The 17,588-nt window shown below is 61.3% G+C and carries 19 protein-coding genes; 14 read left to right on the forward strand and 5 right to left on the reverse strand.

Going from position 1 to position 17,588, the window contains the following annotated elements:
- The first annotated feature begins 21 nt into the window (after positions 1 to 21).
- The 5 genes from H147_RS0101085 to H147_RS0101105 all read left to right on the forward strand — a co-directional run bounded on the left by H147_RS0101085 (position 22) and on the right by H147_RS0101105 (position 4,837).
- Positions 22 to 360 (forward strand): P-II family nitrogen regulator, encoded by a 339-nt coding sequence (locus tag H147_RS0101085; protein ID WP_026352145.1) that lies wholly within the window; start codon positions 22 to 24, stop codon positions 358 to 360.
- A gap of 25 nt (positions 361 to 385) precedes the next feature.
- Complete coding sequence (gene amtB / locus H147_RS0101090) at positions 386 to 1,729, forward strand: ammonium transporter AmtB (protein WP_026352146.1); 1,344 nt, start codon at positions 386 to 388, stop codon at positions 1,727 to 1,729.
- Positions 1,730 to 1,954: 225 nt separating this feature from the next.
- Positions 1,955 to 2,956 carry an N-acetyltransferase DgcN gene (dgcN, locus tag H147_RS0101095; RefSeq protein WP_019953483.1) on the forward strand — a complete coding sequence of 334 codons (1,002 nt, stop codon included), beginning with the start codon at positions 1,955 to 1,957 and terminating at the stop codon, positions 2,954 to 2,956.
- 58 nt (positions 2,957 to 3,014) lie between these two features.
- Positions 3,015 to 3,974 (forward strand): N-acetyl-D-Glu racemase DgcA, encoded by a 960-nt coding sequence (gene dgcA, locus H147_RS0101100; RefSeq protein ID WP_026352147.1) that lies wholly within the window; start codon positions 3,015 to 3,017, stop codon positions 3,972 to 3,974.
- Entirely contained in the window at positions 3,971 to 4,837 is an 867-nt protein-coding gene (locus H147_RS0101105; protein WP_019953485.1) for a D-amino-acid transaminase, read from the forward strand. The genes dgcA and H147_RS0101105 overlap by 4 nt, the downstream gene beginning before the upstream one ends.
- Here H147_RS0101105 and H147_RS0101110 read toward each other — a convergent pair.
- Genes H147_RS0101110 through dapD form a run of 3 tightly spaced genes read right to left on the reverse strand, consistent with a single transcriptional unit; the run spans position 4,834 to position 6,273 of the window.
- On the reverse strand, positions 4,834 to 5,166 hold the full coding sequence (locus tag H147_RS0101110) for a DUF8846 family protein (RefSeq protein ID WP_019953486.1): 333 nt from the start codon (positions 5,164 to 5,166) through the stop codon (positions 4,834 to 4,836). The genes H147_RS0101105 and H147_RS0101110 overlap by 4 nt on opposite strands.
- On the reverse strand, positions 5,163 to 5,444 hold the full coding sequence (locus H147_RS0101115; protein ID WP_019953487.1) for a hypothetical protein: 282 nt from the start codon (positions 5,442 to 5,444) through the stop codon (positions 5,163 to 5,165). Before H147_RS0101115 ends, H147_RS0101110 begins: the two co-directional genes overlap by 4 nt.
- A 1-nt stretch (position 5,445) precedes the next feature.
- Complete coding sequence (dapD, locus tag H147_RS0101120; protein ID WP_019953488.1) at positions 5,446 to 6,273, reverse strand: 2,3,4,5-tetrahydropyridine-2,6-dicarboxylate N-succinyltransferase; 828 nt, start codon at positions 6,271 to 6,273, stop codon at positions 5,446 to 5,448.
- Between the two features lie 83 nt (positions 6,274 to 6,356).
- Between dapD and H147_RS0101125 the strand changes: the two genes are divergently transcribed.
- Entirely contained in the window at positions 6,357 to 7,202 is an 846-nt protein-coding gene (locus H147_RS0101125) for an LOG family protein (RefSeq protein ID WP_026352148.1), read from the forward strand.
- Position 7,203: 1 nt separating this feature from the next.
- A complete protein-coding gene (locus tag H147_RS0101130) occupies positions 7,204 to 7,689 on the forward strand; it encodes a gluconokinase (protein ID WP_019953490.1) in 486 nt (161 codons plus the stop codon).
- Here the strand turns inward: H147_RS0101130 and H147_RS0101135 are convergent.
- A complete protein-coding gene (locus H147_RS0101135; protein WP_019953491.1) occupies positions 7,672 to 8,715 on the reverse strand; it encodes a LacI family transcriptional regulator in 1,044 nt (347 codons plus the stop codon). The genes H147_RS0101130 and H147_RS0101135 overlap by 18 nt on opposite strands.
- Positions 8,716 to 8,917: 202 nt before the next feature.
- Between H147_RS0101135 and H147_RS0101140 the strand changes: the two genes are divergently transcribed.
- From H147_RS0101140 to H147_RS0101170, 7 genes are all read left to right on the forward strand, one after another.
- Positions 8,918 to 10,144: an ABC transporter substrate-binding protein gene (locus tag H147_RS0101140; RefSeq protein WP_019953492.1), complete on the forward strand. Its 1,227-nt coding sequence runs from the start codon at positions 8,918 to 8,920 to the stop codon at positions 10,142 to 10,144.
- 81 nt (positions 10,145 to 10,225) lie between these two features.
- On the forward strand, positions 10,226 to 11,146 hold the full coding sequence (locus H147_RS0101145; RefSeq protein ID WP_026352150.1) for a carbohydrate ABC transporter permease: 921 nt from the start codon (positions 10,226 to 10,228) through the stop codon (positions 11,144 to 11,146).
- Positions 11,139 to 12,038, forward strand: coding sequence for a carbohydrate ABC transporter permease (locus H147_RS0101150; protein ID WP_019953494.1), 900 nt, complete (start codon positions 11,139 to 11,141; stop codon positions 12,036 to 12,038). Before H147_RS0101145 ends, H147_RS0101150 begins: the two co-directional genes overlap by 8 nt.
- 3 nt (positions 12,039 to 12,041) lie before the next feature.
- Positions 12,042 to 13,121, forward strand: a complete 1,080-nt coding sequence (locus H147_RS0101155; protein ID WP_019953495.1) for an ABC transporter ATP-binding protein — start codon at positions 12,042 to 12,044, stop codon at positions 13,119 to 13,121.
- Positions 13,121 to 15,493, forward strand: a complete 2,373-nt coding sequence (locus tag H147_RS0101160; RefSeq protein WP_019953496.1) for a beta-mannosidase — start codon at positions 13,121 to 13,123, stop codon at positions 15,491 to 15,493. Before H147_RS0101155 ends, H147_RS0101160 begins: the two co-directional genes overlap by 1 nt.
- Before the next feature lie 19 nt (positions 15,494 to 15,512).
- The gene (locus H147_RS0101165) at positions 15,513 to 16,259 is read left to right on the forward strand and encodes a sugar phosphate isomerase/epimerase family protein (protein ID WP_019953497.1); all 747 of its coding nucleotides are present in this window, start codon (positions 15,513 to 15,515) and stop codon (positions 16,257 to 16,259) included.
- Between the two features lie 10 nt (positions 16,260 to 16,269).
- A complete protein-coding gene (locus H147_RS0101170; protein WP_019953498.1) occupies positions 16,270 to 17,388 on the forward strand; it encodes a Gfo/Idh/MocA family protein in 1,119 nt (372 codons plus the stop codon).
- Between the two features lie 19 nt (positions 17,389 to 17,407).
- On the opposite strand, the gene H147_RS21120 is transcribed toward H147_RS0101170, so the two are convergent.
- Positions 17,408 to 17,578 (reverse strand): hypothetical protein, encoded by a 171-nt coding sequence (locus H147_RS21120; RefSeq protein WP_019953499.1) that lies wholly within the window; start codon positions 17,576 to 17,578, stop codon positions 17,408 to 17,410.
- Between the last annotated feature and the right edge of the window lie 10 nt (positions 17,579 to 17,588).

The raw sequence follows: 17,588 nt of genomic DNA on the forward strand, positions 1-17,588 counted from the left end.
ATCCATTGCGAGGGGAAGAACGTGAAACTCATCATTGCAACAATCAAGCCGTTCAAGCTCGAGGAGGTCCGCGAAGCGCTGACCTCTGTCGGCGTGCGCGGCATGATGGTGTCAGAAATCAAGGGGTTCGGATCGCAGTCTGGCCACACCGAAATCTACCGCGGTGCGGAATATGCCGTGAATTTCGTGCCCAAGGTGAAGCTCGAGATCGTCGTGCCCGACAGCATGGCCGATCAGGTCGTCTCCACCATCGCCACCACTGCCAAGACCGACAAGATCGGGGACGGCAAGGTTTTCGTGCTCGACGTGCAAAGCGCCCTGCGGGTGCGCACCGGCGAGACCAATGATGACGCGCTTTGATCGCGGCGTAACGAGGAACAAATCGATGAATACGAAAAAACTACTTATGCTTGGTGCGGGGCTTGCGCTGCTTCCGGTCATCGGATTCGCGCAAGAAACCACAGAGGTGGCCGAAGAGATCGCAGAAGCCGCGCCGTCCTTCGACGAAATCGGCCCCTATATCATGACCACCCTGCTGTTCCTTGTGGGCGGCTTTCTGGTGTTCTGGATGGCGGCAGGTTTCACCATGCTGGAGGCCGGTCTGGTCCGGTCCAAAAACGTCACCACGCAGTTGACCAAGAACATCGCCCTCTTTTCCATTGCGGGCATCATGTACTGGCTCGTTGGCTTCAACCTGATGTATCCGGGTGAATTCAACGGCTATGTCGGCGGGTTCTTCAATATCACTGTCCTCGAGGCTGTGGGCTTGGGTGCGGACGAAGCGTCGCTGGATTATGCATCCGTCGCGTCTGACTTCTTCTTCCAGCTGATGTTCGTGGCCGCGACCGCGTCCATCGTGTCGGGCGCGCTTGCCGAACGGATCAAGCTGTGGCCGTTCCTTGCCTTCGTCGTCGTTCTGACGGGCTTCATGTATCCGATTTCGGGTTCCTGGCAGTGGGGCGGCGGCTGGTTGTCCGAGATGGGCTTCTCCGACTTCGCCGGTTCGACGATCGTTCACTCGGTTGGTGGCTGGGCAGCCTTGGCCGGTGCAATCGTGCTGGGTCCACGTTTGGGCAAATACAAGGACGGTCGTGTCAACCCGATGCCAGGGTCGAACCTTGCGCTGGCGACATTGGGCACGTTCATCCTGTGGCTGGGCTGGTTTGGTTTCAACGGCGGTTCGCAGCTGGCTGCGGGCACTGTTGGTGACATCACCGATGTCGGCCGGATCTTTGCAAACACCAACATGGCCGCATCTGCCGGTGCCGTGACCGCGCTGATCCTGACGCAGATCCTCTACAAGAAGGTCGACCTGACCATGGTGCTGAACGGCACGCTGGCCGGTCTGGTCGCGATCACTGCAGAGCCGCTTTACCCGTCGCTGTTCGGGGCGCTGTGGATCGGTGCCGTCGGTGGTGCGATCGTCGTCTTTGCCGTGCCGCTGCTCGACAAGATGAAGATCGACGACGTGGTCGGTGCGATTCCTGTTCACCTCTTCGCAGGCATCTGGGGCACCATCGCCGTCGTGTTCTACAACGAGGGCACCAGCCTGATGACGCAGCTGACGGGCATTGTCGCCTACGGTGTGTTCACCTTCGTTGTGTCCTTCATCGTGTGGTACATCTTCAAGATGACGATCGGTATCCGCGTCTCGGAAGAATCCGAGTTGACCGGTCTCGATCTGAGCGAGCTGGGTATGGAAGCTTACCCCGAGTTCTCCAAGAGCTGAGGTCATCCTTGCGGACAAAACATCAACCCGGGCGTTCGCGCCCGGGTTTTTCTGTTGTAGGATCGGCAAGGACGCTCAGGCAGTTGTGGTCGATTCTTCGATGAAACGCGCGGTATGCGCGGTCTTCGTCGAATAATGCGGCCCTGAGCGGTGTATTTGCAAAGATTGCCCCGCGGTTTTCGCGTTATCCTGCCGTTGACACCTTTACCCTGACCGGAGCTTGCGATGATCCAGACCCCTTACCTTTTGTTCCTTGGCGATGCGCCTGACCAGCTGGCCGCCAAGGTGGCGCAGGGGATCAAGGATTGGCGTCCGCAGAACGCGGTTGGCCAATACAGGATGCCCGGTTGCGGGGCTGATGTCGGGATCACCGATATGACCCTGGCCGAAGCGAGAGCCGCGGGTGCCAAGACCTTGGTTATCGGTGTGGCCAATCGCGGCGGCGTGATTTCTGCCGCGTGGAAGGAGATATTGATCGAGGCGCTGACGATGGGCTTTGATCTGGCCTCGGGCCTGCATAACCTGCTGCGCGACGAGGCCGATCTTGTCGAGGTCGCCCGCACACGTGGCCGCACCCTGTTCGATGTGCGCGTACCATCGGTCGCCTATCCGATCGCGAATGGCGTGAAGCGGACAGGCAAACGCTGTCTGGCTGTCGGCACGGATTGTTCGGTGGGCAAGATGTATACCGGCCTTGCCATGGATATCGAGATGCGCAAGCGCGGCATGAAATCGACTTTCCGCCCCACAGGTCAGACAGGCATCCTGATCACCGGTGGCGGCGTGCCGCTCGATGCGGTGGTTGCGGATTTCATGGCCGGTGCCGTCGAATATCTGACCCCCGACAACGACCCCGACCATTGGGATCATATCGAAGGGCAGGGCAGCCTGTTTCATGTGTCCTACTCCGGCGTCACCATGGCGCTGATCCACGGCGGCCAGCCCGACGCGCTGGTGCTGGCGCATGAACCGACGCGCAAGCATATGCGCGGCTTGCCCGGCTATGCGCTGCCGTCTCTCGAGGCGCTCCGCGACATGGTTCTGCCGATTGCGCAGATTGCCAACCCCGCCTGCCGGATCGTGGGCGTTTCGGTCAACACGCAGCATCTGTCCGAGGATGACGCTTTGGCCTATCTGGCCGAGGTCGAAGGGCGGATGGGCTTGCCGACAGTCGATACGTTCCGACAGGGGGCAGCGCGGCTGGTTGATGCGCTGGAGGGGATTTGATGCCGGATTTCTGGCGAAATCCGACGCCTCCGGCGGGGATATTTGGGCTCGGAAGATGATGAAGATTACAGTTTCATCTGATGTGTTCCGGCTGGCGCAGGTGTTTACCATCAGCCGCGGGTCGCGGACCGAAGCGCAGGTGCTGACCGTGACCGTGGCGGGTGACGGCTTTGTCGGGCGCGGCGAATGCGTGCCCTATGCGCGCTATGGCGAGACTTTGGAGAGTGTTGCCGCGCAGATCGCGGGGTTCGCGGGGGCGTGGCCTGACTTGCAGGACGCATTGCCCGCAGGGGCCGCGCGCAATGCGCTTGATTGCGCGTTCTGGGATCATGCGGCCAAGAAGGCAGGCAAACGTGTCTGGGACCTGCTGGGTCTGCCTGCTCCGCGGCCTGCGATCACAGCTTACACGCTGTCGCTGGATACGCCTGAGGCGATGCAGGCGCAGGCGGCGCTGAACGCGCATCGTCCGCTGCTCAAGATCAAACTCGGCACGCCCGACGATATGGCGCGGCTGGAGGCGGTGCGGCGTGGCGCGCCCGCCGCCCGCATCATCGTCGATGCCAATGAAGGCTGGACCGCTGAGGTTTACGCCGATCTGGCCCCGCATCTGATCCGGCTTGGCGTGCAGATGGTCGAACAGCCTTTGCCTGCCGGTGCTGACGACATGCTGGCGGAAATCGACCGGCCTTTGCCGGTCTGTGCCGACGAAAGCTGCCATGACCGTGCGAGCCTGCCGGGGTTGCGTGGCAAATATGACATGGTCAATATCAAGCTCGACAAGACCGGCGGGCTGTCCGAGGCGCTGGCGCTGAAGGCGCAGGCGCTGGCCGAAGGGTACGGGGTGATGGTCGGCTGCATGGTCGGATCATCACTGGCGATGGCGCCCGCGACGATTCTGGCGCAGGGCGTGGCCTTCACGGACCTTGACGGGCCGCTCTTATTGGCCGAAGACCGTGCTGCACCTTTGCACTATGACGACACTGGCGTGCATCCGCCCGCCGCTGACCTTTGGGGATGAATATGCGCACAGTTTACGTCAACGGCACCTATCTGCCCGAAAACGAAGCTACGATTTCGATCTTTGACCGTGGGTTCCTGATGGCCGATGGCGTTTACGAGGTTACCTCGGTGCTGGACGGCAAGCTGATCGATTTCGCCGGCCACGCCAAACGGCTGGAACGGTCGCTGAACGAACTCGACATGCCGCACCCCGATTGCCTGCCTGATCTGCTGGACATCCACCGCGAATTGGTGCGCCTGAACGGGATCGAGGAAGGGATGATCTATTTGCAGATCACCCGTGGCGCGCCCGGTGATCGCGATTTCGCTTTTCCTGACCCTGCAACCTGCACGCCGACGGTGGTGCTGTTCACCCAGAACAAGCCCGGACTGGCCAACAGCCCCGTTGCCAAGACCGGCATCAAGGTCATTTCCGTCGCCGACCAGCGCTGGGCGCGCCGCGACATCAAGACGGTGCAACTGCTCTATCCGTCGATGGGCAAGATGATGGCCAAGGCCGCCGGTGTCGATGACGCATGGATGGTCGAGGACGGGATGGTGACCGAAGGCACATCCAACAACGCCTATATCGTCAAGGGCAACACGATCATCACCCGCCATCTGGGCAATGAGATCCTGCACGGGATCACCCGCGCCGCCGTGCTGCGGTTCGCGCGCGAAGCGCAGATGCAGGTCGAAGAGCGCAGTTTTTCGATCGAAGAGGCGCAGGAGGCGGACGAGGCGTTCATCACCTCGGCCAGCATGTTCGTCATGCCGGTGGTAGAGATCGACGGGGTTGCCGTAGGCACCGGCGTGCCGGGGTCGGTCGCGGCGCGTCTGCGCGAGATTTACCTGGATGAAAGCCGCAAGGTCGCGGTTTAATCCACTTTGTCGTAGAACGGCGTCATCTGGGCCACGATGACGCTGTTTTCATCCAGCGCGCGCTGCATCAATTCGCGTTCTTCGTCAGAGATGTCGTGCCCTTCGGCCAGTCGTTCTTCCAGCGTGCCATAGCCTGACACGTCCAGAGGTGCCAGATCGGCCTGTTTGAGGATCGCCACGGTTTCGCGCACCGCCTCGGCCTCGTCCACGCCGGAGGCATAGCACATCAGCGCCGCACCCGTCGCCCCGTCGGGCAGACCGTCGCCGGTGCTGCGCCCGACTTCGACCAGCAGGGTAAAGACCTTTTGGCGGCTTTCCTTCTTTGTCATTTTTCGTCTTTCTCGGTCCAGCGGGACCGCACAGCCCAGATCGTCGATACGATGGCAACGACCTGAAAAGGCACGTAGATCACCGTGAAAAGCACAAGTATGGTGAGCGCCAGCCCAAGATGCGCAACGTATATCATCGTAAGGACCGGTTGCCAGATCACCGCCAGCACAAGAACGATCGCAACGATATCGAACGCCACCGGCGCCCATGCGGCACGGAATGACGGCAAGGTCTGTGCCGCGATCCGTTTGCGCGCAAGGCTCCGGCTGAGGATCATGTCAGTCGCGCAGCAATTCGTTGATGCCGGTCTTGGAGCGGGTCTTCTCATCGACGCGTTTGACGATCACGGCGCAGTAGAGGTTGATCCCGTTCGAAGATGGCATGGAGCCTGCGACGACCACCGAATAGGGCGGCACTTCGCCGTACATCACTTCTCCGGTGGCGCGGTCGACGATCTTGGTGGATTGACCGATGAACACGCCCATACCAAGGACCGACCCTTCACGGATGATGCAGCCTTCGACGACCTCGGAGCGTGCGCCGATAAAGCAATTGTCCTCGATGATGGTCGGCCCCGCCTGCATCGGTTCCAGCACGCCGCCGATTCCGACGCCGCCGGACAGATGCACGTTCTTGCCGATCTGCGCGCAGGACCCGACCGTGGCCCAGCCGTCGACCATGCTGCCTTCGTCGACATAGGCGCCAAGGTTCACAAAGGACGGCATCAGCACGACGCCTTTGCCGATAAAGGCCGAGCGGCGCACGATGGACCCCGGCACAGCGCGGAAACCGGCGGTGCGCCATTCCGCCTCGCCCCAGCCGTCGAATTTGGACGGCACCTTGTCCCACCATGTGCTGCCGCCATTGCCGCCGGAAATCGGCGCCATGTCGTTCAGGCGGAAGGACAAAAGCACTGCTTTTTTCGCCCATTGGTTCACATGCCAGGACCCGTCCGCCTGCTTTTCGGCGACGCGCAACGTGCCGCTGTCCAGCGCGTCCAGAGTCGTCTCGATCGCGTCGCGGACTTCGCCCGTGGTCGCGGGGGTGATCGTGTCGCGCGCATCCCATGCGGCTTCGATGGCGGTTTCCAGGGCTGTGTGCGACATGCGTTTCTCCGGATTTGCTGTGGTCTGTGGTTGCAAGGGGCTATAGACCGGAACAGCCCGAGGGCGCAATCAAGGAAGACGCCATGAAAGACGACCGCCGCCATCCGTTTCGTGACAGCCAGCAGGACCGCGAGGCCGCAACGCATATCCCCGACACGCCGCAGACCCGCGCGCCGTCCTACGCGCTGGCCTTTGCCGATCAGGATTTCCTGCTGCGCGAGGAATTACGCCCCGTTCGGTTGCAACTGGAATTGCTGAAACCGGAACTGATGATGAACGAGGCGGGGATCAATTCGACAATCGTTCTGTTTGGCGGCGCGCGCATTCCCGAGCCTGCACAAAAACACACAGCCAAGACCGAAGCGCTGGCGGGTCTGTCCGCCTATTACGACGAGGCGCGCAAATTCGCGCGGCTGGTGACGGAACGGTCCTTGCAGGCGGGCGGCACCGAAAATGTCATCGTCACAGGCGGCGGCCCCGGCGTGATGGAGGCGGGCAATCGCGGCGCGCAGGACGCAGGTGGGCGGTCTATCGGGCTCAACATCGTGCTGCCGCATGAACAGGCGCCGAATATCTATGTCACGCCGGAGCTGTGTTTCAACTTCCATTACTTCGCCATCCGCAAGATGCATTTCCTGATGCGCGCCTCGGCGGTCTGCGTGTTTCCGGGCGGGTTCGGCACGCTCGATGAAACTTTCGAGGCGCTGACCCTGATCCAGACCGGGCGCATGGGGCGGGTGCCGTTCCTGCTGTTTGGCCGCGCGTTCTGGGAAAAGATCATCAACTGGGATGCGCTGGCCGATGCGGGCACGATTTCCGCCGATGACCTCGACCTCTTCCGTTTTGTCGAAACCGCCGAAGAGGCGCTTGAGGCGATGGACACATGGGAAGGCACCGGCACCAAGCGCAGCGCGATCCCGGGGCGCTGACATGCATCCCGCGATCATGGTCATGGGCGTGTCAGGCTGTGGCAAGTCCACGGTCGGTGCGGGGCTGGCCGCTGCCATCGGCGGCACCTTTCTGGATGGCGACGATTACCACCCGCCGCTGAATGTCGCGCAGATGGCGGCAGGCCAGCCACTGACCGATGCGATGCGCTGGCCGTGGCTTGATACGCTGGCAAAGGCGGTGCAGGACGCGCGGCAGGGCGGGCCGGTTGTCTTTGCCTGTTCCGCGCTGCGCAAACCTTACCGCGACCATCTGCGCGCGGCCGTCCCCGACCTGCGGATCGCCTATCTCGATGCGCCGCGCGATGTGGTGACGGCGCGTCTGGCGCAAAGGCAGGGGCATTACATGCCAGCAAGCCTGCTTGACAGCCAATACGCCACACTGGAAATCCCGCAACATCCGACGATCGCCGTGCGGATCGACCAGCCAGTCGCCGCGATCATCGCCGCGCTACGGCGGATCGTCTGACGGCACCTCCAGCGCCTGCATCGGCGGCAGGTCGGGGTTGCGTATCGCCTGAATCGCGGCCTTGGCCAGAAATTCCCCCGCGATCCCGATTTTTTCGGACAGCGTCAGAATATCGGCGCGGAACAGTTTCAGGAACGGCACGGCCTCTTTCGCGAAGACGTCGACCTCTTTGCCAACTGTTTTGCCGCATTGTTCGATCGCCGATACCGCGGCCATCGCCGATGTGGTCGAGCCGACGATCACCGCGTCAATGTCGGGATTGCGGGTCAGGGTGTCGATGATGAAGGTCACGACCTCGGCGCTTTTGTTGTCGCTTGAGACTGCCTTGGAAATCGTCAGATCGATCCCGCCTTCGCGCGCCGCACCGCTGACGCCCGCGATCATGTGCTGGGCATAATTATGTTCCGTGGGCGGGGCGATCAGCAGGATATGTTTGCGCCCACGTGCGATCAGCCGCTGTGCCGCAAGGGTGCCGAAAGCTTGGTTGTCGAAATCATAATAGGGATGCAGGTCGGCCCGTTTGGTCCGGCCATGGGTCGCAAAAGGAAAATGCCGGTCCATCATGTAATTGACCCGCGGATCATCGGGCCTGATCTGGTTCAGGATGATCGCATCGGCGGACCCTGTTTCGACGATGTAGCGGACGGGTTCCATCGCGTCCTGATCGGGGAAATAGGGCGTGACAATCAGGTGATAAGGCGTGTCGCGCAGCGCCCCCGCCACCGATGAGATCAGCCGAGCGGTATGGCTCATCAGATCCATTTCGGTGGACATCACCAGACTGATGACGTTCGTGCGCCCTGTGCGCAGCCGAACGCCCGCGCGGTTGGGGACATAGCCGATGTCGCTGGCGATCTTGCGGATCAGTTTCTTGGTCTCATGGCCGATATCGGGCGCATCGTTCAACGCACGTGAAACGGTGGGGACGGCAAGGCCGCTGATGCGGGCGATGGTTTTCAATGTCGGCTTGCCGCTGACTTCGGCGGTGGATGCCGCGATTTCAGCGCTGGTTCTGCTTGCCGCCATGAAACGTCTTTCCTTGCCTCGCGTCAGGTGGTCCCGTCAGAAATCACGCCCAAGACCCCTGCGTCGGTCGAAAAATGATATAGGATAAGACGTTATATATGCACCATCTGCCCTGAAAGATATTGTCTTATTTTTTCTTGCGAGGTCAATCTAAATCGATATAGGCTAATCTATAACGATTTAGGCCAGGGAGGAAAGAATCGTGAAACTGTCAACAAAATTGCTTGCTGCGACGTGTATCGTCAGCGCATCCGCTGCTTCGGCTGTCGAACTGGAGGTCACACATTGGTGGACATCCGGCGGAGAGGCGGCCGCTGTCACGAAATTCGCAGAAGCCTGGAACGCGACCGGCAACACATGGATCGACGGCGCGATCGCCGGGTCCGGTGGCACAGCGCGCCCCATTATCATTTCACGTATTCTGGGCGGCGACCCGATGGCCGCGACCCAGCTGAACCATGGCCGTCAGGCCGAGGAACTGATCGAGGCGGGCCTGATGCTCGACCTGACCGAGGTGGCCGAGGCTGGTGGTTGGCGCGACATCGTCAACCCGTCGTCGCTGCTTGACAGCTGCACGCTGGATGGCCGGATTTATTGCGTGCCGGTGAACATCCATTCCGCGCAATGGATGTGGCTCAGCCATGCGGCCTATGAAACCGCAGGTCTGCCAGTGCCGACGACCTGGACCGAATTCGTCGAAACCGCACCGGCCCTGCGCGAAGCGGGCCTTCAGCCACTGGCAATGGGGCAGCAAGGCTGGCAGCAGAACCTTGCGTTCGGCGCGATCACTCTGGCGGTTGCCGGGCTTGACCCATGGCGCGAAGTGACCGTGAACAAGAACGCCGATGTGGCCGCTGGTCCTGACTATGCAGCCGTGTTTGCGGCTGTGGCCGATGCGCGTGAATTCGCGCGCGGCTCGAACGTGCAGGACTGGAACCAGGCCACCAACATGGTGATTTCCGGCACGGCAGGCGCGCAGTTGATGGGCGACTGGGCACAGGGGGAATTTTCGGTCGCGGGGATGCAGGAAGGCGTCGATTATTCCTGCCTGCCCGGCCTTGGTCTGAACGCCATTCTGGATACCGGCGGGGATGCGTTCTATTTCCCTGTCAACAGTGACCCTGAAATCACCGCTGCCCAGCTTGAACTGGCCGCGCTGCTGATTTCGCCGGACGTGCAGGTTGATTTCAATCTCGCCAAAGGGTCGCTGCCGGTGCGCGGTGACATCGATCTGGTCGCCGCCAACGGCTGTATGCAGAAGGGTCTCGAAATCCTTGCAAACGGCGGCATCCTGCCGTCCGGAGACCAGTCTTTGTCCCCCGACAGCCAGTTGCAGATCGAGGATCTGATGGCCGAATTCTGGTCCGGTGACATGTCTGCCGAAGATGCGCAGGCACGGTACGCAGCCATCATCGCCAGCGCGGACTGATCTCTCCCGCGGGCGGGTCCGGCCTGAGTGCCGGGCCCGTTTTCAGCCCAAGACCAATACGTCATGCCGGGGGAACGGACAATGACCACAACACTTGCACCATCGCAGGCGCGCCCTGCGAAGCGGCCTGTCCGGCTGTTCCGGCATCTGATGTCCAAGGTCGCGCTGATCCCGATGATCCTGACCGCGCTGGTTGTTTTTGTCGGCGGTACGGCCTGGACGGTTGTTCATTCCTTCACCAATTCGCGCCTGTTGCCGCGTTTGGAGTTCATCGGTTTCGACCAATATGAAAGGCTGTGGTCCACGGCGCGCTGGATCGTGTCGATCCAGAACCTCGCGCTTTATGGTTTTTTGAGCATGATCCTGTCGCTGGTGATCGGCTTTACGCTGGCCGCATTGCTGGACCGCAAGATCCGGTTCGAAGGCGCGTTCCGCAGCATTTTTCTTTGTCCTTTCGCCCTGTCCTTCGTCGTCACGGGCGTGGCGTGGCAATGGATACTGAACCCCGATTTCGGATTGCAAAACCTTGTGCGCGGCTGGGGTTGGGAAAGTTTCGCGTTCAACCCGCTCAATGACCCTGACACCGTGATGTTCGGCCTGTTGATCGCGGGCATCTGGCAGGGCTCGGGGCTGATCATGTGCATCATGCTGGCCGGTCTGCGCGGCATCGACGAGGATATCTGGAAAGCGGCCCGCGTCGACGGGATCGGCACGGTGAAAACCTATGTGCGGATCATCATCCCGATGATGCGGCCTGTGTTCGTCACAGCGCTGGTGCTGATCGCGTCGGGTATCATCAAGCTTTACGATCTGGTCGTCGCCCAAACCAACGGGGGCCCCGGCATTTCATCGGAAGTGCCGGCGAAATACGTCATCGACTACATGTTTCGCGCGCAGAACTTGGGGCAGGGCTTTGCTGCATCCACGATGATGCTGGTGTCGGTGCTGATCATTCTTGTCCCCTGGGCTTACCTTGAATTCGGAGGCAAGAAACGTGGCTGACGCAACCTTGCACGCGGGCCCGCGCGGGCCGAAACCCAAACGCGCCTTTTCGCGTGCCAATATCTTTATCTATGGCACCCTGCTGCTGGTCAGTATCTACTACCTGCTGCCGCTTTACGTGATGATCGTGACCTCGCTGAAAGGCATGCCCGAAATCCGCATGGGCAACGTCTTCGGCCCGCCAATGGACGTGACGTTCGAGCCGTGGGTCAAAGCATGGTCAGAGGCTTGCACAGGCATCAACTGCGACGGCCTCAGCCGTGGTTTCTGGAATTCCGTCAATATCTTGATCCCGTCCGTGATCCTGTCGATCGGGATTGCGTCGGTGAACGGCTACGCGCTGTCGAACTGGAAATTCAAAGGATCAGAAGTGTTTTTCACCATCCTCATCATCGGTGCCTTCATCCCCTATCAGACGATGCTGTATCCGATCGTGATCCTGCTGCGTGAAATCGGGCTGATGGGCGAATTGTCGGGGCTGGTGCTGGTGCATACGATCTTTGGGATGCCAATCCTGACGCTGCTGTTTCGCAATTATTTCGCCTCTGTGCCGGAAGAATTGTTCAAGGCGGCGCGCGTCGATGGCGCAGGGTTCTGGCGGATCTATTTCCAGATCATGCTGCCGATGGCGCTGCCGATCTTCGTGGTGGCGATCATCCTGCAGGTGACAGGCATCTGGAACGATTTCCTCTTTGGTGTGATCTACACCAAGCCCGCCACCTATCCGATGACGGTGCAACTGAACAACATCGTCAACTCGGTGCAGGGCGTGAAGGAATACAACGTCAACATGGCCGCGACCCTGCTGACCGGTCTTGTCCCTCTCATCATTTATTTTGCCTCTGGCAAACTTTTTGTCCGCGGCATCGCCGCCGGCGCAGTCAAAGGCTGATCCATGACCTATTCCGTTGAAATCAGACAACTCGACCTGTCCTTCGGCGCGGTCAAGGTGCTGAAAAACCTCGACCTCGATATCCATGAAGGCGAATTCCTTGTCCTGCTGGGGTCGTCCGGCTGCGGCAAATCCACCTTGTTGAACTGTATCGCGGGGCTGTTGGAGGTCAGCGATGGCCAGATCTTCATCAAGGGCCGCAATGTGACCTGGGCCGAACCGTCCGAGCGTGGCATCGGCATGGTGTTCCAGTCCTACGCGCTTTATCCGCAGATGACGGTGCGGGGGAACCTGTCGTTCGGGTTGAAAAACGCGCGCTTGCCCAAGGATGAGATCGAAAAGCGCGTGGCCCGTGCGGCGTCGATCCTGCAGATCGAACCGCTGCTCGACCGCAAGCCGGGGGCCTTGTCGGGTGGCCAGCGCCAACGCGTTGCCATCGGCCGCGCCTTGGTGCGGGATGTCGATGTGTTCCTGTTCGACGAACCCCTGTCCAACCTTGACGCCAAGCTGCGCGTCGATCTGCGGGTCGAACTCAAGCGCCTGCACAACCAGTTGCAGAATACGATGATCTATGTGACCCACGACCAGATCGAGGCGATGACACTGGCCGACAGGATCGCCGTGATGAAGGGTGGCAAGATCATGCAACTGGGCAGCCCGGACGAGATCTACAACCGGCCCCGCAACCTCTATGTCGCGGATTTCATCGGCAGCCCGTCGATGAATTTCCTGCACGGGCATCTGCAAGGCGGCCAGTTCAAGGTCGATGACATGGTCATGCCGATGACAGGTTACGAATTCGCCGCCCCGCAAGTTGCGGACCGCCCTGCCGTGATCGGCATCCGGCCCGAACATGTCGTCACCGGCGAACTGGTGCGCAACGCGCCGCTGCAATTCAGCGTCGATGTCGATCTGGTCGAGCCGATGGGGTCCGACACGCTGATCTATGCCAAGTTGGGCCAGCATCCGTTCCGTATCCGCATGGACGGGCAGGCGCGCGTCAGATCGGGCGAGGTTCTGGCCATCGGAATCGACCCGTCGCGCGCGTCGCTCTTTGACCAAACCACCGAGGATCGCCTCTGATGCACTATGATCTGGCAGGCGCATGGTCGCTGTCGGATGACAGCGGCACGCACGCTTGTGCGATGCTGATGCCCACCGACGGGATCTCTGCGCTGCACGCGGCGGGGCTGATCCCCGATCCCTATTGGGGGCGCAACGAATATGACATGCGCTGGATTTGCGAACGCGACTGGACAGCGACGCGCGATTTTGACCTGACCGAAACAGGGGTCGATCTGGTCCTGTCAGAGGTCGATTGCGTTGCGACGGTGCGGGTCAACGATCAGGTTGTCCTGCAGGCCGAAAACGCGTTCCGCAGCTACCGCGTGTCTTTGGCGGCTGTTGCCCGCGTCGGGCGCAACAGCATCAGCGTGACCTTTCATTCACCTGTCAGGGTCGGGGCGGAAAAACAGGCGGCCTTGCCGTTTGTCGTGCCGCATCACCCCGATAATTGCCCGATCCCCAATGGCAACATGCTGCGCAAACCCGCCTGCGATTTCGGCTGGGACTGGAACATCGCGCTGGCGCCTTTCGGGATTTACGGTTTGATGCAGGTGGTGCCATCCCGCGCCGCGCGGATCGACAGTGTGATGGTCGCGCAGAGCCATGCAAACGGGGTGGTGACGCTGGATATCACCGTCGCAACGGCTCATGTTGCTGGCGATTTGACCGCCACAATTGCGGGGCAGACAGCCTCTGCGCCATCGGAAAACGGCACGGCCAAGCTGCGTATCGCCATCCAGAACCCCGACCTCTGGTGGCCTGTGGGGCAGGGGGACCAGCCGCTTTATGATCTGACGATCACGGCGGGCGCGGCACAGGCCCACCGCCGGATCGGGCTGCGCGAAATTGCCTTGGTCACGACACCCGACGCCGCCGGCCTAGGTTTCAAGTTCCGCGTCAACGGGCGGGATGTGTTCTGCAAGGGTGCCAACTGGATTCCCGCCGATGCGCTGGCGGGCCGGATCACCGATGCCAAGACCCGCGACCTGCTGCAATCCGCGGTCGATGCGCACATGAACATGATCCGCGTCTGGGGTGGCGGGCGGTACGAGCGGGACAGTTTCTACGATACCTGCGACGCATTGGGCCTGCTGGTCTGGCAGGATTTCATGTTCGCCTGCAATCTTTACCCCTCGACCCCTGCATTTCTGGCCGAGGTCACGGCGGAGGTCGCCGAAAACGTCACCCGCATCCAGCATCACGCCTGTCTGGCACTGTGGTGTGGCGACAACGAACTGATCGGCGCGCTGAACTGGTACGAGGTCAGCCGCAAGGACCGTGACCGCTATCTGGCGAATTACGACCGGCTGAACCGCTGTATTGAAACCGCGTTGAAAGAGACCGACCCTGCCGCGATCTGGTGGCCGTCGTCACCATCGCCCGGCCTGATGTCCTTTGGCGATGCTTGGCATAACGACGGATCGGGCGACATGCATTTCTGGTCGGTCTGGCACGAAGGCCGCGATTTCGACCATTACCGCGATGTGGCCCCGCGTTTCTGTTCTGAATTCGGGTTCCAAAGCTATCCGTCGATGAATGCGATCCGGCGGTTCACCGGACTACATGACCAGAATATCGCAGCCCCGGTGCTGGAAAGCCACCAGAAGAACAAAGGCGGCAATGCGCGGATCGCGGAAACCATGTTCCGCTATTTCCGCTGGCCCAAACATTTCGACGATTTCGTCTATCTGTCGCAGATCCAGCAAGGCCTTGCGATCAAGACCGCCGTCACTCATTGGCGCAGCCTGAAGCCGCATTGCATGGGCACGCTGATCTGGCAGCTGAACGACACATGGCCGGTCTGTTCCTGGGCCTCGCTCGATCATGGCGGCGACTGGAAACTGATGCATCATATGGCAAAGGCGTTTTATGCGCCGGTGCTGGTGACAGCGGTGCCTGTGGGTGACCGGATCGTGCTGCGCGGGATCAACGACAATGCCACACCGCAATCAGTCCAAGTCTGCGCCCGTGCGATACGCCCCGACGGCAGCCAGCGCGATATGGGGATGGCGCGTGTGACACTGTCTGGCGGGGCCGTGAATATGATGGAAATCCCGTGCTCCGCCTTGGCCGAGGATGAAATGCTCCACTTTCGCTGGCAGGATGACGCCGGTATCCGGGGCAACGATATTCACGCACCCCTTCCGTTCAAGTCCTATGACCTTGTGGCACCCCATCTGTCGATGCAGGTCGATGGCCTGTCCGTCACCATCACTGCGCAGGCGCTCGCGCTCTTCGTCGCGGTCGAGGCGGGTGTCGCCGGACGCTGGTCGGGCAACGTCCTCCACTTGCTGCCGGGTGAGACTTGCACCCTGACCTTTCAGCCCGCCGATCCCGCCAGCACACCCACCTTTTCGCTGCGCGACCTGCACAGCGCCACTTATGCCTGAATGAACAAAGGAAACGACCATGCCACGCATCGCCTATCAGCTCTATTGCTCACGCAATTTCCCGCCCCTTGCCGACACCATGCGCACGCTGGCCGAGATCGGCTATCGGGATGTCGAAGGCTATGGCGGCCTGCTGGCGGATACCGACGGGTTGAAGGCCGCCTTGGGTGAAACTGGGCTGCAGATGCCAAGCTGTCATTTCGCGCTCGACATGCTGGAACAGGACAGCGCGGGGGCCATCGCCACGGCCAAGGCGCTGGGTATCGGCAAGGTGATCGTGCCTTACCTCAACCCCGAAAGCCGGCCCACCGATACCGCAGGTTGGGCCGCTTTCGGCGCAAGGCTGGCCGCAGCAGGCAAGCCTGTGCAGGATGCGGGGCTGGTGTTCGGTTGGCACAACCATGCCTTTGAATTGGACCCCACCCCCGAAGGCGATCTGCCGCTGGACCTGATCGCCGCCGCCTCGCCCGATCTGATGCTGGAGCTTGATCTGGGCTGGGTGCGTGTTGCGGGCCATGATCCGGTGGCTTGGGTCCAGAAATTCGGGCCCCGCATCACCGCTGTCCACATCAAGGACATCGCCGCCGACGGCACCGCCGTGGACGAGGATGGCTGGGCCGATGTGGGCCATGGCATCATGGACTGGGCCGCCATCCACGCCGCGCTGCAAGAGGCGGGTGTCGACCACTATGTCGTCGAACATGACAACCCCAGCGATGACGCCCGTTTCGCCCGCCGCAGCCTTGCTGCCGTGCACTCATTCTAAGGACCATCCCATGACACAGCTTGGCGTCGGCATCATCGGATGCGGCAATATCTCGACCACCTACCTGACATTCGCACCGATCTTCAAATCTTTGCGGCTGGTGGCGGTGGCGGATATCAACATGGATGCAGCGCGCGCGCGGGCGGCCGAATACGGTCTGCGGGCGGAAAGCGTCACCGACCTGCTCAAGTCGCCGGATGTCGATGTGGTGGTCAACCTGACCATTCCTGCGGTGCATTTCGCGGTAACAAAGCTGATCCTCGAGGCGGGCAAACACGCCTATTCCGAAAAGCCGCTGGTCCTGACGCTGGCCGAGGGCGAGGAATTGCGCAATCTGGCGGCTGCCAAGGGGCTGGCCATCGGGTCCGCGCCCGACACTTTCCTTGGCGGCGCGCATCAACAGGCGCGCGCGGCCATCGATGCGGGCGATGTGGGCCAGATCATCGGCGGCACCTGCCATGTGATGGGCCACGGCATGGAGGCTTGGCACCCGAACCCCGATTTCTTTTTCCAGCCGGGGGCGGGCCCCGTGCTGGATATCGGCCCCTATTACATCACCAACCTGATCCAGCTGATCGGGCCTGTGAAATCGGTGGCGGCCCTTGCCACCGCGACCTTTGCCGAACGCACCATCGGCAATGGCGCGCGCCTTGGCCAAAAGGTGCCTGTCGACACGCCCACGAACATCCACGCGCTGCTGGAATTCGCCAATGGCGCGACCGTGACCTTGGGCGCCAGCTGGGACGTCTGGGCGCATCGCCACGCCAATATGGAACTGTACGGCGAAACCGGATCGCTGTTCATCCCCGACCCCAATTTCTTTGGCGGCACGGTGGAAATCGGCGGACAGGACAAGGCAATCACGGCGCTGCCTGCATGGGACCACCCGTTCCGCATCCCCAATCAGGACGACCGCGCCAATTACCGCTGCGCGGGGCTGGCCGATATGGCCACAGCAGTGACGGAAGGCCGCGCGCATCGCTGCAACATCGACCTTGCCGTTCATGCGGTGGATGTGATGACCGGCATCCTGCGCGCAGGCGAAGAACGGCGGTTCATCGACATGACCACGACCTGCGATCGTCCCGCAGCGCTGTCGCCCGATCAGGCGCGCGCGCTGCTGGTTTGATGATCCGTCGCCGCCAGTTTCAGGCGGCGACGGATTTGCGCCCGCGGTCCCGCGCCATTTTGGCACGGCGATTGAAATCGTTGCGCAGGGCTTCGCAGATGATCCTTCGGATCTCTGTATCGTCTCGGCCGCCCAGATGTTGCAGGGCGTCCATGATTTCGGGCGGAAGGCCAAGGATGATGTGTTTCATGACCCCGTTT

The organism is Yoonia vestfoldensis DSM 16212 (assembly GCF_000382265.1).
Lineage (GTDB): Bacteria > Pseudomonadota > Alphaproteobacteria > Rhodobacterales > Rhodobacteraceae > Yoonia > Yoonia vestfoldensis.